This window comes from Kitasatospora sp. NPDC022785, from assembly GCF_055561295.1.
Map to the genome: position 1 here is coordinate 38,881 of NZ_JBVHHB010000031.1, position 21,735 is coordinate 60,615.

The following is a 21,735-nucleotide window of genomic DNA, read 5'->3' on the forward strand; positions in this document are numbered from 1 at the left end:
CTCTCCGTCCTGAGCGGCGGAAACCTTTCCCTTTGCCATTCTCCCGGCTCGAAGGCCGGGGTTCCCTCGGAGGTAGTTCGATGACGTTACGCATCGGGTTTGTCGGTACCGGCTTCATAGCCAAGGAGCACCTGAAGCGGGTGGCACCGCTCTCGAACGTCGAGGTGGCAGCGCTCTGCGACATCGACAGCGGGGCCGCGGCCGCCGCAGCCGCTCTGGCATCCGAACTCGGGCACGCGCCGGTCGTCTACCGCACCGTGCAGGAGATGTTCGACGAGCAGGACCTCTCTGCGGTCTTCATCTGTCTGCCGCCCCACGCCCACGGAGCCGCCGAGCTGGCGGCGATCGAGGCGAGGGTGCCGATGTTCGTCGAGAAGCCGGTGTCCGTGGACCTGGCACAGGCGATCCGGATCAATGGTCTCCTCGATGCGGCCGGCCTCATCGCCGCGGCGGGGTACCAGACCCGGTACTCGGCCGTCATCGACCACATCGAGCAGGTGCTGGACGGCCGCCGGATCGCCATGGCGGTCGCGCACCGCTACACCTCGTGGCCCAAGGCCCCCTGGTACGCCGACATCGCCAAGTCCGGCGGCCAGGTCCTGGAGATGGCCACCCATCAGGTGGACATGCTCCGATACCTGATGGGCGAGATCGACACGGTCTACGCCATCGGCCGGCGGCGCAGCGCCGACAGCCCCGACACGGAGATCCTCGCGGCCGAGGCCGCCTGCTTCGGCTTCGCCGACGGCGCGATCGGCAGCCTGACGAACAACCTGATCTCCGGCCACGGCAAGCCGCAACGGGCCAAGGGCCTGCACCTGTTCGCGGACGACGTCACCATCTCGGTGCTCGGGTTCGAGGGAGAGGCCCGGACCGTCCAGGTCATCGCCGGCGGCGACGTGACGGAGTCGGTGTTCGACGACGACTCCATGGCGAAGCAGGACGTGGCATTCCTGCGTGCCGTCGAGGAGAAGGACCCCGGACTCATCCGCTCCCCGTACGCCGACGCCCTGAGGACGCTGGCCGCGACCGCGGCCCACCGGGAGTCCGCCCGCACCGGCACTCCGGTCCGGGTCGGCGATCTCCTGTCGGCCGAGGCACGGCGGGGAGGCGATGAGTCGTGACCCACGTCGGCTTGAACCTGGATTCCGTCGACGCCTCCCGAGGCCTGGACAAGGTCTTCGGAGAGATCAGGCGGCTCGGTTTCAGCTTCGCCGAGGCGTCGGCGAAGATCGAGACCGGGGCGGCGACGCTCAGCGCCGTGGCCGACACCGCCGCCCGGCACGGCGTGGCCGTCCGATCGGTCGTCCTCGCCGAATTCGCCGCCCTGCCGAAGCTGCCCGCACCCGAACGACACGAGACGGTCGCCGGTCTCGGGGGCCTGATCGAGACGTGTGCCGCCGCGGGGTACGGCCCGATCCTGATCCCCGCACGTGTCGTCGAGGACGAGTACGACCGGTTCCGGGTCTACTCGGAGGCACTGGACGAGCTCGCACCGATCGCGGACGCGTCGGGGGCCTGCCTCGCCGTCGAGTTCGTCGGCGGCGCCGACCCCTACGAGGTCGCCCGCCTGGTGGAGCAGAGCGCTCACGACAACGTCGGGCTCTACTTCGACATCGGCAACTGCCTGTATGCCGGAGTCGATCCCGTCGCCGCGCTGTCCGATCTGCTGGGACTGGTCCGGCAGATCCACCTCAAGGGTGGTCCGGTGACCCCGTTCGCTGCGATGCCGCTCCGGCGGGTGCGGGAGATGCTGGAGGAACGGGACTACTCGGGGCTGTGCGCGCTGGAGATCGAACCGGCGTGCGCCTTCGAAGTCCTCCGCGACGCGGCCGCCACGTTGTGGATGAACGACTTCCAGAAGGCCGATCCCCGATGACGCCGACCGCGGACCGGCCCCGGGTCGTCCTCTCCTTCGACGTCGAGGACGTCGTGACGGCCGAGAGCGACGACGCAATCGTGTGGCTGGCCGACCTGATCGGGCGCCACGGGATGTCAGCGGGCTTCTTCCTCACCGGGGACAAGGCGCGGGCGCTGGCGGAACGGGGCCGGACCGACGTCGTGAACGCCCTTCGCGGACACGACATCGGCTTCCACTCCGACCGTCATTCGAGACACCCCACGATCTCCGAATACCTCGAGACCCGCACATGGGACGAGGGCAGGGCGGAGGTGATCGCCCGCGAGGCGTCCGGGGCGGACTTCCTGCGCGACCTCACCGGCCGGCGGCTGTGGGCGTTCGCGACGCCCGGCACGTCCTGGGGGCCGCAGATCCCGGCCACGGTCGCGGAGTTGGGCATCTCGTCGCACGTGCACTCGTTCAGCCGCATCCCGTCGGACGACCAGCCGCACTGGTACGCCGGCGCGCTCTGCTTCGCCCGGCGTTCGATGATCGGCCCGGTCGAGGACGACCTCGCCGACGCCGCACGGTTCGCGGCCCTCCTGGCCCGGATCCGGCTGCTGGTGGCCGAACGCGCCGCCGCCGGCGGCGTCGTCCACCTGTACCTCGGGCATCCGACGATGTTCGTGAACGCGGAGTTCTGGGACGCGGTGAACTTCGCGGACGGCCGCAATCCGGACTCGCCGAGGCTGCGCCGACCCGTGGGCAGGTCCCGGGAGTCGACCTCTCTGATGCTCTCCAACCTCGACCTGCTTCTGACCGAGTTGAGCGACTTCGCCGATGTCGTCCCGTTCTCCGAGGTCGTCCGGTCCCTCGCCGGCGCCCGCCCCGGGTTCGACGACGGCCGGCTGGCGGCGGCTGTCGGTGAAGCCCGCGAGGCGGGGACGGTGACGGTGACGTCCACGTGGGCTTCACCCGCCCAACTGACGTACGTCCTGTGCCGCGAGCGGGCAGGCCGCGGCCTCGTGGCCGGTGACCCGCTGCCGGAAGTACTGGGACCGACCGATCCCGCCGATCCTCGGGAGCTCCCGGCGAATCCGCCGGCCGTCCGCCCGGCGACCCTGCGCGCCCTCGCGTCCGGCCTCTGTCAGCACGTCGAGACGCGGGGAACGCTGCCCCGGTCGGTCGCCCACTCCGACACGGTGCTGTCGATAGGGGCGCTCTACCGCACGCTGGTCGACGCCTGGCGGCGGCCGAAACCGGCCGAAGAGGGCTGGATCCCCGTCCGGACCGGGCGCGACGCGCCGGACGTCGGCGCCGAGATCGCCGAGCACTACGCGAGGCGATCGACCCGGTGGCTGCACTCCCCGGCCCTCGATCCCGCGCCGCTGGCACAGCTGGCGGACGCGCAGAGCTGGTCGTTGCGCCGAGGAGCGGGGTCGTGACGAGCCCGGCAACCGGGAGGCGGCACCCCCGGACCCCGCTGCACCACCAACTGGCGTGGATCTGGCAGGAAGTCCTGGGCTGCGATCGTCCGAACCTGGACGACGACTTCTTCGCGCTGGGCGGATCGTCGATCAACGCGGTGGTCTGCGCCACCGAGGTCAACGCCCGCCTGCGGTCCCAGCTGTCGCTGATCTCCTTGTTCGAGGCACCGCTTTTCGAGCAGTTCGCGGACATGGTGCGCGACGGGGGGTCGAGTGCGATGTCCTCCCTCGTCATGTGGCCCGACGCGCCCGGACCCTGTCTCGTCTACGTGCCCAGCGCCTGGGGCCAGGACTTCAGCGCGCAGCGGTTCCTCAGGCCGTTCGGGCGGCGCGCGCTGGCCCTGCGTCCGCCGGGGCTCGAACCGGGCGAGACACCGCTGGCCGACCTCGAAGACCTGGTGGCCTTCGGGCTGGACGAACTCCGGGCCGCGGGGCAGCGGGAGGTCTTCCTCGTCGGCTACTCGTCAGGCGGCTTCATCGCCTACGAGGTCGCGCGACGGGCCGCCGCCGAGGGGCTTGAGGTCCACGGGGCGCTGCTGCTCGACCCGGGCGAGGTACCGGACCTGGGGCGGATGGCGGAGGTCGAGGCGAACGCCATCGCCGAGATCATCGACCAGGTGCACCGGGACCGCGTCCGTCAGGGCGACCGGATCCCGGCCGGGCCCGCGCTCGCGGCCGATCGGATCACGTCGTCCGGTGCCGCCCGGGCTCTCGACGACGCGCTCCGGGCGCTGGGCGCCGATGCCGACCTCATCGGGCACTACCAGCGCAGGCTCGGCGTCTTCACAGCCCACGTGCGCGCGCTCCAAGGGTTTCCGGTCAACCCTTCCACGCTGCCCGTCACCATCGTCGCCGCCGAGGGGGCCGACGTCGCCGCATGGCGGCACGCCGTTCCCGCGCTCACGGTCGTGGCGACGGAAGTCCCCCACGCCGACCTGCTGTCGGACGCCGCGCTCGCCGAAGGCCTCGCGAGCCGGTTCTGAAGTCACACAGGCGTCGCCCCCACCCACGCCCACCACGAGGAGAAAGCCGGACCATGCCCGACGAACGCCGCAGGGTCGCCCTGTACTGGCACAACGGCCGCAGCCTCGGCCACACGTCCAGCACGGCCAAGGTCGCCCACTACCTGCTCCGCTCGCCCGAGCCGTACTCGATCGCCGGCGTCACCGGGGCGTACCGCGGCCTGGACCTGCTCCCCGCCGAGGTCGACGTCGTCAAGATCCCGTCGTTCGCCAACTTCGACGACCCGACCGGCTGGAACCTGCGGCCGCGGCTCGCCGTCCCCGAGGACGTCCTGCATCGGGTCCGCAGGGACCTGATCACGGTCTTCCTCGATCACTACCGGCCCGAGGTGCTGCTGAGCGACCACATTCCCCGGGGCGCCGAAGACGAGCTCGTCCCGGCCCTGGAGGCCGGATACGCCGAACACGCGGTGCTGACCCTGCGCGGCGTGCTGTTCGACCGGGCGAAGACGACGCGCGAGTACTTCTCGCCCGACCAGAGCCCGTGGATCCTGGACCACTACTGCCAGTTCAACGTGCACACCCACCGGGAGGTCTTCGATCTCGCGGAGTACTACGACGTCCCGAAGGAGGTGGCGGACCGCCTCCACTACACCGGCTATCTCGCCGAGCGGTATCCGTTCAGCGCCGCTCAGTCCCGCGAAGCGCTGGGCATCGACCCCGACGCGCGTCTCGTCGTCGCCGCCATGGGCGGCGGCCAGGGTGCCGGCGGTCTGTGGCGGGCGCTCTCCGCGGCGCTCCAGCGCCGACGCGGGCAGTTCGACCGGGCCCTGCTGGTGCCCGGGCCCTACCTCGAGCCGGGCGACCGGCTGGCGCTCGGGCAACTCTGGGCGGAGGACCCGGGCGTGGAGATCCGCGACTACGAACCGGACCTCCTGCCCTGGCTGCGGGCCTGCGACCTGTTCATCGGGGCCGCCGGGGCGAACATGCTGGGCGAGGTCCTGGCGACCGGGGCCAATACCCTGGCCATCCCCCGCCAGCTGCGGGAGTCGGAGCAGCACATCCACTCCGAGCGCCTCCAGGACCTGGGGCTGCTGCGCAAGGCCGACCGCGCCGACGTCCTGGCCGGCGCCCTGGACGACCTGGTGCCGCGGGCGCTCGCCGACCCCCTGGCCCCCGACGGCACCCGCTACCTCTGGGATGGCGGATCCTATGACCGGCATCTGCCGGGCGGCCCCGTCGGCACCCGGTGCGCCTGTACCCCGTCCGGGGCACGGCCGGCGGCGGAGCGATGAGCGCAGGCGGGTGCGCCGTCATCCGTTCGGGGACGGTGATCGGCGCCGGGAGCGGGCGGTCAGGCGTCGGCGACGTCGTGATCTGCCGAGGCGTGGTCCGCGACCGCTGCCCGCACGACGACGACCGCTTACGTGTCGACGCGAGCGGCTGCGTGGTCGGTCCGGGGCTGGTGGACGTGCATGTCCACGGCGCCCTCGGCCACGACTTCACCGAACCCGACGCGGCCGCGTGGCGGGCGATCCTGGGAGCGCACCTGAGCGCCGGCACGACGACCGCGGTGGCCACGCTGGCGAGCGCCGCGCCGACCGTCACCGCCGCCGCCCTGGGGACCGCTGCGGCGCTGCTCACGGATCAGGGTGCACCGACGCTGGCGGGCGTCCATCTGGAGGGGCCCTGCATCGACGCGGCCCAGCGCGGAGCCCACGACAGCAGTGGGCTGCGATCGCCGGCCGAGCTGCTGCGCGAGCTCACCCCGCTGCCGGCCGTGCTGCGGATGGTCACTCTCGCGCCGGAGCTCGCCGGAGCCGACGAGCTCATCTCCCACCTGTCCGGGAACGGGATCCGGGTCTCGGTCGGTCACAGCAGCGCCTCTCCCGAGGTGCTGGAGCGGGCCCGCAGCCTCGGCGCGACCCATCTGGCGCATCTGTGGAGCGGCCAGTCCACTCTGACGCGTCCCGGCCTGGCCCGGATCCCCGGGCTGCTGGAGGCCTCGCTGGCGTCCGAAGGCCTGTCCGCGGAGGTCATCGCCGACGGCCGTCACCTGCCGGGGACGCTGCTGACCATCGCGTTGCGCTGCTTCGGGCCCGAGCGGCTGTGCCTGGTGTCCGACGCGACGGCCGGAACCGGACTCGCCGTCGGCCGGACCTTCCGGGTCGGGGCCGCCACCGGACGCGTCCACGACGGGTACGCGGCCACGGAGGACGGCGGGAGCCTGTGCGGAAGCGTGCTGCCGCTCGGCATGACGCTGCCTCGGATGCGGGCCCTGACCGGGGCTCCGGTGGCCGACGTCCTGACGATGGCGACCGCGACACCGGCCCGCACCGTGGGACTGTATCCCCGTAAGGGAGCGCTGTTGCCCGGATCCGACGGCGACGCGGTGATCCTCACTCCCGATCTGGAGATCCGGGACGTGATCCTGGCGGGCCGTCCGGTACCGGCCGTCACCCCGGACGGTCTCTGATGGCCAGGCCGATACGGGTGGTCCTGATCGGAGCCGGCACCCGGGCCCGGAAACTGTACGCACCGTGGCTCGCCGGCGCCGCGCCGTTCACGGCGATCCGCGCGACCCCGGTGGCCGTCGTCGACTCGGACCCGGACGCCGCCCGCAGCATCGCGTCCGATCTCCCGGGCGCCGCGGTCGCCCACGCGTCCGACGTCGACCGGGTCCTCGCCGACACCCGGCCGGATCTGGTGGTCGTCGCCTCGCCGGACGCCACACACCGGGACCACGTGGGCCGGTCCCTCACCGCCGGCTGCACGACGTTCGTGGAGAAGCCCCTGGCCACCACGGTGCGCGACGCGTTCGACCTCGTCGCGGAGGCCGACCGAGCGTCCGCGAGACTGCTCGTCGGGCACAACCTGCGGTTCACGAACGTCCACGCGGCGGTCTGCGAGTGGCTCGCGCAGGGACGGATCGGAGCCGTGGTCGACGCCGAGTTGCACTACACACTCAAGCCTTCGCACGCGCGGAGTTACTACACCCGGTGGCACCGGACCCGCGCCGCCTCCGGCGGCCTTGAGGTCACCAAGTCCTGCCACCACCTGGACCTGCTCGCCTGGTGGCTCGATTCCCGCCCGGCGAGCGTCCAGGCCGTCCTGAAGCGCGATCGCTACCTTCCGGGACTGGACAGCATCCCCACCGACGCGGACATCCATGACGGGATCCGCGCCGACATCCGGTACGAGTCCGGTGCGACGGCACGGTATTCGCTGACCGCCGACGCGCCGCGCGAGGGGTACCGCTGCACGCTGCGCGGTACGAGCGGCAGCTGTGTCATCGACTACGACACCTCCGACGGCCCTCACCGTGTGCGGTTCGATTCCGACCCGGGCGGCCGCGTCGTCCACCGGATCGACCGGGAGTACGGAACCCACGCCGGCGCCGACGCCCGCATGCTGTCGGCCCTCGTGGACACCGTCGTCGACGGCGGGCGGCGGGATTTCGCCACCGCCGTGGACGCCGCTCTCGCCGTGGCCACGGGCGTCTCGATGTTCGAGGCGAGCGAGCGAGGACAACGCATGAGCATCCCCCACCCGGTTTCCCACGGAGCAGCGGAATGACGACGACCAGTGTGCACACTCCCAACGGTTTGCGGCTCACCCACCACCGGCTCCGGACCGGCGAGGACCTCAGGGTCTGTGCCGCCGTGGACCAGGAAGTGGCGTTGATCCTGATCTCCGGGGAGCTCACCGCCACCGTGGACGGCGAGCGCCACGTGGTCGACCGGACCGACCCGTTCACCGCGCCCGCGGCCGGATGGCTCGTCCCGCCGGGTGCCGTGCTCACCGTCGCGGGAGGCCGGTCGGCCGCCGACGTGGGGGTGATCTCCTCGCCGGCTCCCGCCACACGCGAGCCGGCGCGCATCACGCCGATCACCGTTCCGGAGCCGGAGGTCCGCGGCAGGGGGTCGTGGGAGCGGCATGTCACGACCTTGCTGCAACCCCCGCAGACGTGCGGCGTGCTCCTCGGAGAGACCCTCGCCCACGACGGCCGATGGTCCACCTATCCACCCCATCGGCACCAGCTCAGCGACCCGCCGCGGGAGACCGCGCTCCAGGAGGCGTTCCTGTTCCGGGTGCGGCCTGACACCGGGTTCGGGATCTTCCTCACCTACGACGGATCGGTGCGGGACGCGCACACCGAGATCGTCACCGACGGCATGCTGGCCGCCGTACCCAAGGGCTACCACACCGTCGCCGTCGCGGGCGGACACGACATCTACTACCTGTGGGCGGCCCACGGGAGCGCGGACGACCACTTCGCCCTCCGCACCGACCCGGCCCACGAATGGCTGCTCGACCGCTGAGGCGTGCGGCAGACGCAGCGACCCCTTCCCGGAGACTTCCATGACCCCTGACACATCAGCAGATCCGATCGCCGACACGCCCGCTGCACAGCAGGCCCCCGCCGTCGTCCTCCTCCTGCGCCACTTCACGGTCGGCGGGCTCGAACGCGTCCTGCTCTCCCACGTCCGCATCCTCATCGAGGCCGGGTACCGGGTCACGGTCTGCGTCCTCGAGCCCGGCCGCGGCAACGTCCTGGTCGCCGAACTCCTTTCCGAGGCACGACTGGTCGTCGCCCCCCGTGCCCGGCTGCGCCGTCTCGCGTTCCTCGAACGGCTGGTCCGCGACACCACGGTCCTGATGCAGCTCGGGGACGGCCGCCTGTATCCGTCGATCCGCCCCGCGCTGCGCAACGCCCGTACGGTGGTCAGGTTCTGTCATTCCGACTACTCCCACAACCGCACCCGCCGGAGGAACCTGCTCGACCGCGCGCTCTCCCGCGGCGAGGACTACATCGTCGCGGTCGGCGGCCGCTCGACCCGGTTCCTCCTCGACGACGTCGGGGTGGCCGCCGGGAAGGTCCGAACCCTGACCAACGCCGTGGAGCCACGTTCCGCCCCGGCCGAGCCGCCGTCCTGGGACTGGTCCCGGGACCGCTACTTCGTCGCGATCCAGAGCCTGTACCCCCACAAGGGGCACGACGCGCTGCTGCGCGCGTTCGCCCAGGCGGCGGCCCGGACGGACGAGGTGATCCGTCTGGTCGTCATCGGCGAAGGTGACCAGAACATCCCGCTCTACCTGCTCGCGAACCAGCTCGGCGTCGCCGACCGGGTGGTCTGGCTCGGCGCCGTGTGGCGGCGGGACCTGGTGGACAGCATCCTGGCCGGCGCCGTCGGGTTCGTCTCGATGAGCCGCTTCGAGGGGGTGCCGATATCGGTCCTGGAAGCGCGCCAGCACGGCCTCCCCCTCGTTCTGACGGACATCCCGGGCCATCGGGACGGCGCCGGGGCGTCGCCGGCCGTCTTCACGGCGGTCGACGACGTGGACGCGTTCGCGGCCGAGCTCCTGACGGTGCTGCAGACGTCGGCCGAGCCGGATGCCCGACGCCATGTCGATGGCACGATTCTGACCGAGGAGTGGGAGCGCTACCGGCAAGGTTTCCTGGACATCGTCGCCGAAGCCGGCGGCGTCCGTCCCACACCTCCCGCGGCCGGTCGGGCAGCCCGGTGACATCTCACGGATGACTCGGAGCCGAGTCGATCGGACCCGGTCTCTGAACGGTTTTGTGGAAAGGAAGCACATGGCGTCTCTCGGATTCTCCGACCTGAGCCACGATGCACAGCTCGACCGCCTCGAGAGCCTGGCGCGGGACGCCTTGTCCGAGCACTACGGCTTCGACGGCGCGTTGTTGGCCATGGAAGCCCAACAGTACGAGGACAACGCCGTGTGGCGGGTCACGGAGCGGGGATCCGACGCGGCGTTCATGGCCCGGCTGTCCGTTCGCGACGGCCGCTCCGCCCGCCAGCAGCAGAGCGAGATGAGGTGGCTGGAGTCGCTGGCGGCCTCCGGCACCGTCGCCGTCCCCGAGCCGGTCAAAGCCGGCGACGGAGGCTTCGTGGTGCCCGTGGCGGTCCCCGGACACGGCGAAGCCTCCTCCCTCGCGGTGTTCCACTGGGTGCCAGGGACTGCCGACCCCCCGTACCAGCGACCGGGGACGGCCGAGAGCATGGGCTCGGTCACCGCCCACCTGCACGAAAACGCCCTGGAGGTGTCCCTTCCGGACTTCGACCGCCCGGTGTGGGACGTCCGGACCATCCTCCTCGACGGTCACGCCCTGACCTCCGAGGCGGCCCGGCGACAGCTCGGCGACCAGGGCGTGGCCACGTTGCGGGACATCGCCGCGTCGATCACGCCGCTGCTCGAGTCCGGCGAACCGGGCGACAGCGGCCGGATCCACGCCGACCTGCACCGGGGGAACATGATCGCCCTGCCCGACGGCAGTGTGGGCGTCATCGACTTCGACGACTGCGGCACCGGCCGCTTCCTCCTCGACATCGCCACGGTGCTGTCCTCCGTCTACCGGGCCGCGGGAGGCGAACCGGAGGCCTACGCGGCGTTCGCCGACGCGTACCTGGCCGGCTACTCCCGGGTCCGACCGCTGCCGAAGGGCTTCGACGACCTTCTCGAGGCACACCTGCTGCTACGCGACACGATCATTCTGAACTTCGTCACGGCGGCGGTGCCGGTCAACGCGGCGGTCGCCGAATGGGGCCCGCAGCGGATCGCCGGAATCCTCGCGTCGATGGCGGAACACCTGGAAGGCCGGCCCTATCCAGGAACGATTCGTCGGCAAGGAGTACATCCCCAGTGACCATGAATCCCGGCCCAACCGCGGTCCGCCCACCGGCGACTGCGGGACAGACCTCCATGTTCTTCGCCGAGCAGCGTGCGCCGTCCGCCAGTGCGTACAACGCGCCCACGGTCATGCACATCCGAGGGCCCGTCACGGATGCCGACCTGGCGGCGGCGGGTCGGCGGCTGATCCGGCTGACCCCCGGGCTGCGAGCACGCTTCGGCATAGACCCGGACACCGGAGGGGTGGTCCAGTGGATCAGCCGCGAGGTCCCGGAGGTGGAGACGGTCGAACTGCCCGGCCTGAGCCCGGAGGCGCTCGCGGACTACGCGGTGAGCCGGGCCGGTGAGCCGTTCGAGTCCGACGAGGGCGCGTTGGCACGGGTGATCGCGGTCCGGCTGGGCGGCGACCGCACCGCCCTGATCGCGATCACCCACCACCTGGTCTACGACGGTGTCGGCTATCTCGCGCTCGTCCGCCGCATGGGCGACGCGGTCGCCGGCTCGCTCGTCGGACAGGACGAGGCCCGGCATCTCGACCTCGTCCGTCGGGTGGTGTCCGCGGAACGGGCCGCCCGCGAGGAGGACGCCGAGCACTGGCATCAGCGGGTGCCGCTCGGCGTCCGTCCCGCCCCGTGGGAATCCGGCGACGGCGGATCAGCGGCCGACGACGGCCGACGCCTGGTCCCGCTGACGGCGGCGCAGACCGCTCGGCTCCGGCACTGCGCCGACGAGATCGGAACGGGCCTCTTCGCGTACCTCATGGCCGCGGTCCATCGTGCGATGCCGGTGGCCTCGGGGGATCCCACCTACGTGTGCGCGGCGACTTCGGTCCGGCCCCGCGAGGGCGACTGGAGCGACGTGCTCGGCTACTTCGTCAACGAGGTCCCGCTGCGCGCGGACTCGCGCGACGCGCCCCCCGGAGAGCTGGCGAAACGGAACGCCGGTCTGTGGCGGGCCGATCTACGCCGCCGCACCTTCCCCTTCACCGATCTGGCGGGCCGGACCGCACCCGGCAGGGACGCCCGGGCCACCCGGCTGAACAGCGTCATGGCCAGTTATGTGCGACTGCCCGAGGTGATGGAGCGGGAGTCGGGCGGCTTGGCCATGTCCACCACGATCTACCCCCGGTATCCGTCGGCGAAGAACGACCTCGGAGTCCGGTTCTTCCAACGCCCCGACCGCCTGGACATCGAGGTGCAGTGGGGCCGGAGCCTCCCCGCGGGACTCGGGCGCCGGTTCACGCACACGCTCACAGAAGTGCTCACGGAGTCGCGCACCGAACCGCGTCAGGAGGCGCTCGAGACATGACGGCGAGCACCGGTCTGCGCTTCGAGGTCCTCGGGCCGGTGCAGGTCACCCACGGCGAGCGGCAGTGGCCCGTCCGCTCCCGCCGGCAGCGGGCGATCCTCACGGTTCTGCTGCTGAACCGCGGCAGGACGGTCGGCCTCGACACGCTGGCCGAGGCGGCCTGGGCCGGCCCGGCGCCGCCGACGGCCCGCAACCAGGTCCAGATCTGCATCTCCGCGATCCGCAAGTCACTGAGCCGGCTCGGGGGCGTCGGCCTGCTGCACACCACGCCCCCCGGCTACCTCCTCGACGTGTCAGCCGAACAGGTCGACCTCGAGCTGTTCCGGGACCGGACCGGCCGGGCCGCGGCCGCGGCCGACCGGGGTGACCCGACCGCGGCTGTCGCGCTGATGCGGCAGGCCGTCGCACTGTGGCGCGGCCCGTTCGGCGCCGATCTGGAGAACATCGCGTTCACCGGGACCATCAGCCGCCTCGAGGAGGAGCTCCTGGCGGCCTGGGAGTCGTACAGCGAACTGGAGTTGGGCCTGGGGAGACCGGAGCAGCTCCTCGCCGGGCTCGCCGAGCAGGTGGAGCGGTATCCGTTCCAGGAACGGCTGCGCGTCCGCTACGCCGAGGCCCTGTCCCGTACGGGTCGGCGGGCCGAGGCGCTGGAGGTGTGCCGGGCCGGCTGTCGACTGCTCGGTGACCAGCTCGGGCTGCCGCCGGGGGCCGAACTGCGGGCGCTGGAAGCGGACCTCGCAGCTCCCGCGCATGCGGACGCCTCGCCCGTCCGGTCGGGGATCGTGAGCCGATCGCCGGCGGTCCCCCCTCGCCAGACGCCCCGTGACCTCGACGACTTCACGGGACGTCGCGGCCTCGTCGAGAAGGTCGAGGCGCTCTTCGCCCGGCGGGCCCCGGTCGTCGCCCTGCACGGCGCCGCGGGCAACGGCAAGAGTGCGCTCGCGGTGCACGTGGCGCACCGGTTGGCGGAACGGCGCTTCCGGGACGGGCAGCTCTACATCGATCTGCGGGGCAGCACTCCGGACCCCGTGCCGCAGGCGGACGCGCTGCGCCGCTTCATCCGGGCGTTCGGGGTCCCGTGCGACGCCGTCCCCCGCGACGTCGACGAGCGCGCCGACCTGTATCGCAGCCTGCTGGCCGCCCGCGACGTCCTCGTCGTCCTCGACGACGCCGCGTCCGAGGCTCAGATCCGCCACCTGGTGCCGGGCGGCAGCCGATGCGGCGTGGTGATCACCGCCCGGACGCGGCTGCCGGGGCTTCCCGGACCGCACTGGGCCGAAGTCGGCGCGCTGTCCGATGACGACGCGCTCGGCCTGCTGACCGCGGTGATCGGGCGGGGCCGGGTGGCCGCCGAGCCGGGGGCCGCGCGCCGCCTGGTGCGCCTCGCCGACGGCCAGGCGCTCGCGGTCCGCATGCTCGCCGAACGGCTCGCGGCCCGACCGCGCCGGCAGCTGGCCGAGATGCTCCTCAGCATGCAGGATCCGAGGGCGGCGTGGAGCACGCTGCGTCTCGGAGACCGGGACGCGTTCTCCGGGATCGAGGCGGAGTTCCGGGCACTCCCCGCGGAGATGCTCAGGACGGTGCTCCTCACGGCCGGACGCGCGGGCCCGGCCGACGCGGAGAGCCTGGCCGGGGCCCTCGAGAGTCACCGGTCCACGGCCCAGCACATCGTGGAGCGCCTGGTGGACGGGCATCTGCTGCACGAGGTCCCCGGCGGGTCGCCCGGCCGGGTCCACTACCGGGTCCCCAACCTGGTCCGGGCCTACCTCTACGGGCACACGGACCGGACCGTCCATCAGGGATTCATGGCGGAGCAGACCAGGCGGAGTTCCGACGTGTAGCGTCGCCCCTGCGCATCGGGGAGCCAGCACTGGTCGGGCGTCGGGAGCATCTCGCTCACCCGCAGCGAGCCGTCCCGGTCGGCGGCAAGCGACCCGCGGACCATCTTCGCGGCCAGGCGCACCGAGGCCGGGCTGGCGAAGTCGAGGAACATCGGCTTGATCTCGCCCGTGACCAGGAAGAACACCTGCTGGGGGAGCCCGTTCTCGCGCTGCCAGCGCCAGGCGGCCAGGAACTGGGCCGCGTCGTCGGCGACGGCCGGCCAGGTGAGGCCGGCGCACTTGAAGGACCAGGACTCCCGGGCGACCACCAGCTCGTCCACGGTGATCCGGGGACTGTGGGAGCCGGCTGCGGTGAGACCGAACGCGCTGACGATGACGCCCGAGAGGTACTCGCCGACGAACTCCAGGAGGTCCCCCCGCAGTTCGCCGTTCCGCTCCGCCACCGTCAGCCGGTCACCGACCCTCCTGACCACGAGGTCGGCGGCGGGCACGATCCGGCCGGGCACGCCCGTCGTCCGCGCGTGCATGGACCAGTACGCGTAGTCCTCGCTCAGGAGCGCCGGCGGATACGTCCGCGAGGTGACGCTGGCCGAGTAGCGCGACGGCACCGGCACGACCCGGCGGCCGGCGTGGAGCGCCGCCGCACACGCCATCTGCCGGGCGGGGTCGGGGTGCGTGTTCACCAGGGGGCGGGATTCCAGCGTGTTCATCGCCGGATGCACCTCACCGAGGACCACGAAGTAGTCCCCGCGCGCGATCGCCTCGGCGTCTGCGGCGGCGATGAGGAGGTCCGGCGAGTGGTTCTGGGCGGAAGACCATCGCGCCGGCCCGCTGGGGAACTCGGCGCGGACCCGGTCGGCGATGTCGCGGGCCCGGACCCGGTGCCGTCCGGCACCGGGCTCGGCGGCCAGGATCCCGGTCCACTTCGCCCGCAGCTCCTCCGACAGTTCGGCCACCAGCTGCGGCATGCTGCGGTGCCCGAACTCCAGGCCCCTGGTGGCCGCGCCCACCAGGTGGTCGAGGGTGACTTCGCCGTCCCCCGACTTCACCCGAAGGCGTTCGTGGAGGACGCAGAGCCAGTCCTCGTACTGCGCCCCGACGCGGTCGACCAGCCAGGCCGCGCTGTCCAGGACCAAGCCCAGCGGCTCGGCGATCCGATCGAGCACGCCGGCTCCGAGGACGAGGTCGAAGTCCCGGGTGGTGTCCTCGTAGACCAGCGTCCTCCCGGCGTAGGTTTCACCGCTGCGCCGCACCGCGCTCTCGCCCGTGATCCGTTCGAACGCGCCGTTCAAGTCGTCCATGGCGCGCTCCAACGCGTCCACGTCGCCGGCGCCGGCCGCGATCCGGTCCCGGCCGGCGATCAGCTCGTCCAGGTCCGACAACATCCTGGTCCGCGCCGGTCCGTCCGCCAGCTCCAGAACCCGGTCCCGCAGCCGGTGCTCCGGATGCGCCTCGAACGGTCCGGCCAGGCTCATGACGACCATCCCGCGCTCCGCCAGGGCGCCGAGCCGTCGGAGTGCGTCGCCCTCCGGCGAGGTCTCCGCGAGCTGGGCGACGGTTCGCGATCCGTCGCAGCGGAGCAGCAGGTCCAGGTCCTCGGCCGACAGGTCGGGGGTCCGGCCGCGCGGGCCGCGCACTCCGGTCTCCCGGACCGACCAGTGTTCCGCGACGACCGGCCGCAGGCCGGGGACGATCTCCGGGTCCTGGGACCACAGCCCGGCCAGGGTGTCGATGACCCACCATTCGAAGAACACGGCCCGGGAGCGGACCAGCGCGGGCCCGGCGTCCACCGTGAACGTGGGGCCGCCCGGTGCGATCCGCGCCCAGGCCACCGGGCCGAAGAACCCGACGGTGTCGTTCTTCGTGGTGTAGCGCTGGATGTAGCTCGTCAGCGCTGTCATCCGCCGCCGACGCTTCCCTTCGGACATGTCCTCGTCGGTGACGAGCTTCCTGAGCGTCTTCGCCGCCTGAAGGTTCTGCCACGTCAGCGCCTCGGCGTAGAGCGGACCGGCCAGGAGCTCACGCATCGTCGCGACCGAGCGGTCCGCCGCGGCGGCGAAGACCGGGGCGAACTTCTCCTGGTCCCCCTGGTCCGGCTCACGGTCCGCCGCTGCCGCCAGCTCCCGATCGCCCAACGCCAGGGCATCGGCCACCGGGAACCCGGCGCCGCGCAGGACGAAGTCGGGCTGAATCCGCCACCGGGTACGGCCGAGATCGATCAGACCGGCCGCGCCGTGGTCGGAAGACCGTGCGTCAGAGTCCGACGCGTCCCCGTCCGCAGAGATCGGAACCTCCTCGTGATTCAACGCCCTGCCCCTCCATGAGCGGTCTGCGGGACTCGCCAGGCTTCGGCGAGCTGGACCCGCGGGTACCCTCCCAGGATCTTCGGAGGCGCTTTCGACACCTTTTCGCCGGACGGCGGGCGAAAGCGAGGGGAAAGGCCGCGTTCCTAGCATCCACCTCGCAAGGCACCCCGATCAGCGCTGCTCCCGAAGCAGCCCCAGGAACAACCGGAGGCTTCATGGCGACCACGACGGAACACGGGCCGGTGGTGGCGGACATCATCGGCATCTTCGCCGGCATCCTCGACGCCGACGGTGAGATCAGCCCGGACTCGGACTTCTTCGAGTCCGGCGGGAACTCGGTGCTGGCCGGCGTCCTCGTCGCGAAGCTCCAGAAGGCGTTCCAGGCGAAGGTGACGATCCGCGAGGTCTTCGCCGCGAGCACGCCCGTACAGCTCGCCGACGTCGTCGTCGCCCGTGCGGCCGCGCCCCGCTGACCGTCGGCCTCCGACCGCGCCAGAGGCCGACCCCAGGCGCACGGCCGCGACCGGTCGGCGGGACCTTCGGCTGTACCTCACCGGTCAGGTGGTCTCCAGCCTCGGCTCGTCGTTCACGGCCTTCGGCCTCCCACTGCTGGTGTTCGAGCTCACGGGCTCGGCCTGGAACCTGGCCCTGACGACGCTGTCGACGTTCCTCCCCTTCGTGTTGTTCGGGCTGGTGGTGGGCGCGTGGGTCGACCGGGTGGACCGGCTGCGCGCGCTCGCCTGGTCGAACGCGACGCGAGGCGTGGTCATCGGCATGATCCCCGGCCTGTGGCTCGTCGACGGCCTGAACGCCGTCTGGCTGTACGGCATCGCGTTCGCGAACACGTCGCTCGGCCTGGTGTCCCGAGCGGTCGACGGCACCGCGGTCCCGGCGCTCACCGGGAGGAGCAACCTTGCGGCGGTGAACGGCAGGCTCCAGGGGTGCTACGCGGTGGCCTCCGTGTTCGGCCCGGTCATCGCCGGCGCTCTCGTCGGCGGCGGCATGCCGGTCTCCTGGGTCTTCGGGTTCGACTCGGCTTCCTTCTTCGTCTCGACGCTCGCACTGAGGATGATCCGGACTCCCTTCAACGGACGCCGCCGCCGTACCGGGGCGACGGTCCGGGCTGACATCAGCGCCGGTGTACGCCTTGTCATGGGGCATCCTGCGCTTCGGAGCGTCGCGATGCTGTCGGTCTTCTTCAACATCCTGAGCGGGACTATCTGGTCGCAGATCGTCTACTTCGCCCATGTGCACCTCGCCGCCGACGGCACCCAGGTCAGTCTGCTGTTCGCTGCGGACGGCGTCGGCATCGGTGCCGTGACCTTCGCCGCGGGCCGGATCACCCGGCGCCTCTCCTTCCGCAGCGTCATCCTGGGCATGCCCACCGCGTGGGGCTGCCTCATCTTCGCCATGTCCCGCAGTTCCTCGTTCTGGCCGTCCTGCATCCTGTGGGCGGCGGCCGCCGGGTTACCCGTCCTGTTCGCCATCCGCACCCTCACACTCCGCCAGAGCATCGTGCCCGAGGAGTACCTGGGACGAGTCCAGTCCGTCGCCATGGTCATAGCCGGCGCCGGACAGCCGATCGGCGCGCTGGGCGGCGCCTGGCTGATCCAGCGGACCGACCGGGTCGCGGACGTCTACGCGGGCATCGCGCTCGCCGTCGTGGTGAGCACCCTGTCGTTCTGGGCGGGCCCGCTCGGCAAGCCCGACAGAGTTCTCGTCCCGGACGTGCCGGCCGAGGGATGCCGCGGTGAAGCTCGACCGTCCGCTTGAGGTGCGATGTCCCGTCGCGGACGCCTCGCTCCGAGGGGGGCGTTGCCGCTAACCGGAAGGAGGAGGTCATAGGCCGAAGTCGCCCACGGCTTCGGGCATTTCCGGGCGCGCGTTCGGGTACGCGTCCTACGATGGTGCTCCGGGCACGGGGCCTCGGCACGGGTGAGGTGGGGGCCGCCGGCACCGTGGTCGGTCAACAGGGGAGGACGGATGGATCCGCTGGCACTGGCAGCCGGATCCGCGTTGGTGGGCGCCATGGCCACCGACGCGTGGCAGCAGGCGCGTTCGGCGACCGTGGCACTGTGGCGCAGAGTCCGGCCGGAACATGCCGACGACGTGGGGAGCGACCTGGACGTTCTTCGCCGTCAGGTGCTGGCCGCGCGGGTGGCCGAGGACGCCGATACCGAGCAGGCACTGGCCGCGCCGTGGCGCCTGCAGCTCCAACAGCTCCTGCGCACCGTGCCGGGATTCGCTGACGAGCTGCGCCGCCTCCTCGACGATCACCTGTTGCCGATGCTGCCCGAGGAGCGACGGGAGGGGCCCGCCCAGGTCGTCATGCGGGCGGAAGCCCACGACCACGCACGAGTCTTCATGGCGGGCCGGGACCAGCACATCACGGGTGAATGACCGAGCCAGGGGATGAGGTCCCCCCGTCGCGGGTGACCCGGATGGAGGCGACCGCGCACGGCCGGGCGAAGGTCTTCCAGGCGGATCGGGACATTGTCATCCGCACCATCAACATCAGGGCCGGGAAGAGCGTCCCGCTCGTCGCCGCCCTGCTTGTGGCCGTACCGCTGGCCGTACTGGTTCTCTCCTTCGTGCCGGTCGGCCAGGTGCTGGGAAGCCGGGGCGGGGTCACCTGGCTGATCGTGGGGATGGCCGCGTCGGCGGCGGCGTCCCTTCCGCTGCGCAGAGAGTGGCAGCGGCTGCGCCGGGCCCGGTTGAGCACGAGTCCGGAGCTCAGACAGCGCCTCGCCGAGCAGATGGACGCAGCTGCCGAGAACCTGGCCCATGAGGTGCGCCGCGAGTGCGAGCGGGAGGAGGCCGTCCGCCGGCTCGGCCACCCGCAGCCCCTCGCGGTGCGTTGGCTCACCGCGGAGGCCTTCTCCGATCACTGGGCCAGCATCCGGGCAGGTGAGTCCGACGAGCCGCTCGACCTCGCGGGAGACTCCCGCGACGTAGCCGCGCTCTACTCCCGTGTGCCCTCCGGGCGCCTGCTCGTGCTCGGCCCGGCTGGGAGCGGCAAGTCCGTCCTCGCTCTGCGCCTGGCCCTGGAGTGTCTGACGCTGCGACAGCCCGGCGCACCGGTCCCGGTGATCCTCCGGCTCGCCTTGTGGGATCCGACCACGGAAGGCTTCGCCGCTTGGGCGGTGCGACGCCTGGCCGCCGACTACCCGGCACTGGCAGCACGGAGCGTCGGCGGGTCGCGCCTCGGCGAGGAACTCCTCACTGCGGGGCGGCTGTTGCTGGTCCTCGATGGATTTGACGAGATCGACTCCACCGTCCGTGCCGCCGCGCTGAAGGCGCTCCGCAAGGAGCTGCGTCCATCGGACCGCTTCGTCATGACCAGCCGGATCGCCGAATACGACGAGGCGAGCAGGGCAGTGGGTTCGGCGCTGCCGGGAACGGCCGCAATCCGGCTGCAGCTCCTGTCGTTCGACGAGGTGGCCCGGTACCTCCGCCACAGCGCCGGCACGGCGACAGCCTCGGCCTGGGACGCGGTGCTCGCCCGGCTCACCGGTCCGCAGCCCGGTCCGCGAACCCGGGCGGCGCGCGAGGCTCTCTCCACTCCGTTGGGAGTCGCCCTCGCGCGCGCCGCGTACAGCAACACCGGACGCGACCCTGCCGAGCTGCTGGACATCCGGCGGTTCCCGGACAGCACCGCGATAGGGCATCACCTGCTGGACCAGCTCCTGCCCGCGCTCTACGCCGACCGCCCGGAGGAGGCACTGCGGCATCTCTCCTACCTCGCTGCCCGACTGGAGTCCCGGGGCGAACAGGACCTGGCCTGGTGGCGGCTGGGGTGGGTGTCGCGCGTCGTCGGCCGGGCGGTCGGCGCGCTGATCGCCTCGGCCGTGGTGGTTGGCGCCGTCCGGTACCTGTTCGGATCGGCTCAGGTGGATCTTGTCGAAGGGACAGCTCTGCCGGTCTGGCTCGTGTGCGCGGTACTCGGGCTGGCCGGTACCCTCGGCCTCGTCGTCTCGTTTCCCGAACTGCCGTGCACACCCCGCTTCTTCAGCCGCCCGAAGTCGTTCGTTCGACTTCTGTTGACCTTCATTCTGCCGTTCGGCGGCCTGCCGGTGCTGGCCGGCGCGGCGATGGGGGTTCCGGCGCTGGCCGTTCCGTGGTCCCTGCCCGTCGTCGGCCTCACCCTCGCGAACCTGTTTCCCAGGTGGCCGGAGGCGGCGGCGAGCAGCCCTCGCGAGGCTTTCCGGTCTGACCGCCGGGTGACCGTGGTCTCGCTGGGCCTGGCAAACATCGCCCGCTTCAACACGCCGGTGCTGCTGGCGGCCGGGGTCTGCGCGTTGCCCGTAGCGATGCTGCTGACGTGGCGGGATTCCGGCGGACGCGACGCGGTCGGTGCTGGCGACTGGGCCGTCGCCGTCGGCGCTTCAGCTCTCGCTCTCATGGTTCTCGGGGCGTCACTGTCGGCGTGGAGCGCCGCCGTGGCCTCCAGGGTCTGGCCGTGGCTCACAGGCCGTCTCCCCTGGGATGTGCCGGGGCTTCTGGACGACGCGCACCGGCGTGGCATCCTGCGCCAGGCCGGCATGGTCTACCGGTTCCGCCACCTCACGCTTCAGCAGCGGCTCGCCGCCCAGGCCGCACACGTGCCGTTCCACCGCGTGCCTTCCGCCGCGGCAGGGCGCATCCGGCGGCTCGCCAGGAAAGCCGCCGCGGCGCTGCTGACCGGCACGACCTTTCTCGGCGGAGTCGGCATGTGCACTGTCACGGCGGAGCTGCCAGGCGCGCCGGGGCCGCGATTCTCCGTGCCGCCGGCTTGCGAGCTTCTGGGCCCCGTCGAATTCCAGAACGTGCTGAGCGCCAGTCTCCACCCGGACGACTCCGTGACGCCGGCAGGCCGCCCGTGCATGTGGCTGCAGGACCGAGACCGAGAACTCCGCTGGCAGAGTGCGTTTCTCCAGGTGGAAGGCTATGAGCCCCGTGGTGGCAAAAGCGCGGTGCAGGCCGCGGAGTGGCACTTCTCGGCCGCTACGGACCAGGACTACCAGGCCTCCCGAATGACCCGCCGCGTCGTCGGACTGGGCAACGAGGCCATCACGACGGTGGCGCAGCGCAACGCCGCGGTGACAGTCGTTGTACGAGTCGACAACCTGATCCTCACCCTCGAGCTCATCCCGGAGCCCACGGACGCCTTCACAACGGACGACGAGGTGCAGCGCAGCGCCGGGGCCGCCGAGCGACTGGTGTACCTCGCCCTCGAACGGCTCGGCCCGCCCGGCACCCCAGCCGCGGGCTGAACGTGAGGTCGTCGTCCTCCGGTCCGCGGAACGCGCGGAGCGCCCGCAGGGCGCCGAACCCGCGAGAACCCCGCCGGCCGGTGCC

The 21,735-nt window shown here is 71.9% G+C and carries 17 protein-coding genes; 16 read left to right on the forward strand and 1 reads right to left on the reverse strand.

The genetic code is table 11. From position 1 onward, the window contains the following. Positions 1-80 precede the first annotated feature (80 nt). From ACZ3YO_RS34280 to ACZ3YO_RS34335, 12 genes are all read left to right on the forward strand, one after another. Entirely contained in the window at positions 81-1,124 is a 1,044-nt protein-coding gene (locus ACZ3YO_RS34280) for a Gfo/Idh/MocA family protein (RefSeq protein WP_465577340.1), read from the forward strand. Then, positions 1,121-1,879, forward strand: coding sequence for a sugar phosphate isomerase/epimerase family protein (locus tag ACZ3YO_RS34285; protein WP_465577343.1), 759 nt, complete (start codon positions 1,121-1,123; stop codon positions 1,877-1,879). Before ACZ3YO_RS34280 ends, ACZ3YO_RS34285 begins: the two co-directional genes overlap by 4 nt. After that, positions 1,876-3,285 (forward strand): polysaccharide deacetylase family protein, encoded by a 1,410-nt coding sequence (locus ACZ3YO_RS34290; protein ID WP_465577345.1) that lies wholly within the window; start codon positions 1,876-1,878, stop codon positions 3,283-3,285. Before ACZ3YO_RS34285 ends, ACZ3YO_RS34290 begins: the two co-directional genes overlap by 4 nt. Next, positions 3,282-4,310 carry an alpha/beta fold hydrolase gene (locus ACZ3YO_RS34295; RefSeq protein WP_465577347.1) on the forward strand — a complete coding sequence of 343 codons (1,029 nt, stop codon included), beginning with the start codon at positions 3,282-3,284 and terminating at the stop codon, positions 4,308-4,310. Before ACZ3YO_RS34290 ends, ACZ3YO_RS34295 begins: the two co-directional genes overlap by 4 nt. A 53-nt stretch (positions 4,311-4,363) precedes the next feature. Beyond that, a complete protein-coding gene (locus ACZ3YO_RS34300; RefSeq protein WP_465577350.1) occupies positions 4,364-5,584 on the forward strand; it encodes a glycosyltransferase family protein in 1,221 nt (406 codons plus the stop codon). Next, positions 5,581-6,765: an N-acetylglucosamine-6-phosphate deacetylase gene (locus tag ACZ3YO_RS34305; protein ID WP_465577352.1), complete on the forward strand. Its 1,185-nt coding sequence runs from the start codon at positions 5,581-5,583 to the stop codon at positions 6,763-6,765. The genes ACZ3YO_RS34300 and ACZ3YO_RS34305 overlap by 4 nt, the downstream gene beginning before the upstream one ends. Continuing rightward, positions 6,765-7,865, forward strand: a complete 1,101-nt coding sequence (locus ACZ3YO_RS34310; RefSeq protein WP_465577355.1) for a Gfo/Idh/MocA family protein — start codon at positions 6,765-6,767, stop codon at positions 7,863-7,865. The genes ACZ3YO_RS34305 and ACZ3YO_RS34310 overlap by 1 nt, the downstream gene beginning before the upstream one ends. After that, positions 7,862-8,611: a 5-deoxy-glucuronate isomerase gene (locus ACZ3YO_RS34315; RefSeq protein ID WP_465577358.1), complete on the forward strand. Its 750-nt coding sequence runs from the start codon at positions 7,862-7,864 to the stop codon at positions 8,609-8,611. Before ACZ3YO_RS34310 ends, ACZ3YO_RS34315 begins: the two co-directional genes overlap by 4 nt. Before the next feature lie 40 nt (positions 8,612-8,651). Continuing rightward, positions 8,652-9,818: a glycosyltransferase gene (locus tag ACZ3YO_RS34320; RefSeq protein ID WP_465577360.1), complete on the forward strand. Its 1,167-nt coding sequence runs from the start codon at positions 8,652-8,654 to the stop codon at positions 9,816-9,818. Positions 9,819-9,888: 70 nt separating this feature from the next. After that, a complete protein-coding gene (locus tag ACZ3YO_RS34325) occupies positions 9,889-10,959 on the forward strand; it encodes a phosphotransferase enzyme family protein (protein WP_465577363.1) in 1,071 nt (356 codons plus the stop codon). 2 nt (positions 10,960-10,961) lie between these two features. After that, positions 10,962-12,251, forward strand: coding sequence for a condensation domain-containing protein (locus tag ACZ3YO_RS34330; RefSeq protein ID WP_465577516.1), 1,290 nt, complete (start codon positions 10,962-10,964; stop codon positions 12,249-12,251). Then, positions 12,248-14,092: an AfsR/SARP family transcriptional regulator gene (locus tag ACZ3YO_RS34335; protein WP_465577366.1), complete on the forward strand. Its 1,845-nt coding sequence runs from the start codon at positions 12,248-12,250 to the stop codon at positions 14,090-14,092. Before ACZ3YO_RS34330 ends, ACZ3YO_RS34335 begins: the two co-directional genes overlap by 4 nt. Here ACZ3YO_RS34335 and ACZ3YO_RS34340 read toward each other — a convergent pair. Next, positions 14,047-16,245: a lantibiotic dehydratase gene (locus ACZ3YO_RS34340; protein ID WP_465577369.1), complete on the reverse strand. Its 2,199-nt coding sequence runs from the start codon at positions 16,243-16,245 to the stop codon at positions 14,047-14,049. The genes ACZ3YO_RS34335 and ACZ3YO_RS34340 overlap by 46 nt on opposite strands. A 368-nt stretch (positions 16,246-16,613) precedes the next feature. Between ACZ3YO_RS34340 and ACZ3YO_RS34345 the strand changes: the two genes are divergently transcribed. From ACZ3YO_RS34345 to ACZ3YO_RS34360, 4 genes are all read left to right on the forward strand, one after another. Then, positions 16,614-16,871 (forward strand): acyl carrier protein, encoded by a 258-nt coding sequence (locus ACZ3YO_RS34345; protein WP_465577372.1) that lies wholly within the window; start codon positions 16,614-16,616, stop codon positions 16,869-16,871. 88 nt (positions 16,872-16,959) lie between these two features. Next, positions 16,960-18,171 carry an MFS transporter gene (locus ACZ3YO_RS34350; RefSeq protein ID WP_465577374.1) on the forward strand — a complete coding sequence of 404 codons (1,212 nt, stop codon included), beginning with the start codon at positions 16,960-16,962 and terminating at the stop codon, positions 18,169-18,171. Positions 18,172-18,381: 210 nt separating this feature from the next. After that, positions 18,382-18,798 (forward strand): hypothetical protein, encoded by a 417-nt coding sequence (locus ACZ3YO_RS34355; protein ID WP_396325209.1) that lies wholly within the window; start codon positions 18,382-18,384, stop codon positions 18,796-18,798. 41 nt (positions 18,799-18,839) lie between these two features. Next, positions 18,840-21,650, forward strand: a complete 2,811-nt coding sequence (locus ACZ3YO_RS34360) for an NACHT domain-containing protein (RefSeq protein ID WP_465577378.1) — start codon at positions 18,840-18,842, stop codon at positions 21,648-21,650. Positions 21,651-21,735: the final 85 nt, after the last annotated feature.

Coding starts and splice junctions, on each gene's coding strand:
- ACZ3YO_RS34355 (WP_396325209.1), top strand. CDS start 18,382: ATGGATCCGCTGGCACTGGCAGCCGGATCCGCGTTGGTGGGCGCCATG.
- ACZ3YO_RS34305 (WP_465577352.1), top strand. CDS start 5,581: ATGAGCGCAGGCGGGTGCGCCGTCATCCGTTCGGGGACGGTGATCGGC.
- ACZ3YO_RS34325 (WP_465577363.1), top strand. CDS start 9,889: ATGGCGTCTCTCGGATTCTCCGACCTGAGCCACGATGCACAGCTCGAC.
- ACZ3YO_RS34280 (WP_465577340.1), top strand. CDS start 81: ATGACGTTACGCATCGGGTTTGTCGGTACCGGCTTCATAGCCAAGGAG.
- ACZ3YO_RS34360 (WP_465577378.1), top strand. CDS start 18,840: ATGGAGGCGACCGCGCACGGCCGGGCGAAGGTCTTCCAGGCGGATCGG.
- ACZ3YO_RS34345 (WP_465577372.1), top strand. CDS start 16,614: ATGGCGACCACGACGGAACACGGGCCGGTGGTGGCGGACATCATCGGC.
- ACZ3YO_RS34320 (WP_465577360.1), top strand. CDS start 8,652: ATGACCCCTGACACATCAGCAGATCCGATCGCCGACACGCCCGCTGCA.
- ACZ3YO_RS34290 (WP_465577345.1), top strand. CDS start 1,876: ATGACGCCGACCGCGGACCGGCCCCGGGTCGTCCTCTCCTTCGACGTC.
- ACZ3YO_RS34315 (WP_465577358.1), top strand. CDS start 7,862: ATGACGACGACCAGTGTGCACACTCCCAACGGTTTGCGGCTCACCCAC.
- ACZ3YO_RS34335 (WP_465577366.1), top strand. CDS start 12,248: ATGACGGCGAGCACCGGTCTGCGCTTCGAGGTCCTCGGGCCGGTGCAG.
- ACZ3YO_RS34310 (WP_465577355.1), top strand. CDS start 6,765: ATGGCCAGGCCGATACGGGTGGTCCTGATCGGAGCCGGCACCCGGGCC.
- ACZ3YO_RS34300 (WP_465577350.1), top strand. CDS start 4,364: ATGCCCGACGAACGCCGCAGGGTCGCCCTGTACTGGCACAACGGCCGC.
- ACZ3YO_RS34330 (WP_465577516.1), top strand. CDS start 10,962: ATGAATCCCGGCCCAACCGCGGTCCGCCCACCGGCGACTGCGGGACAG.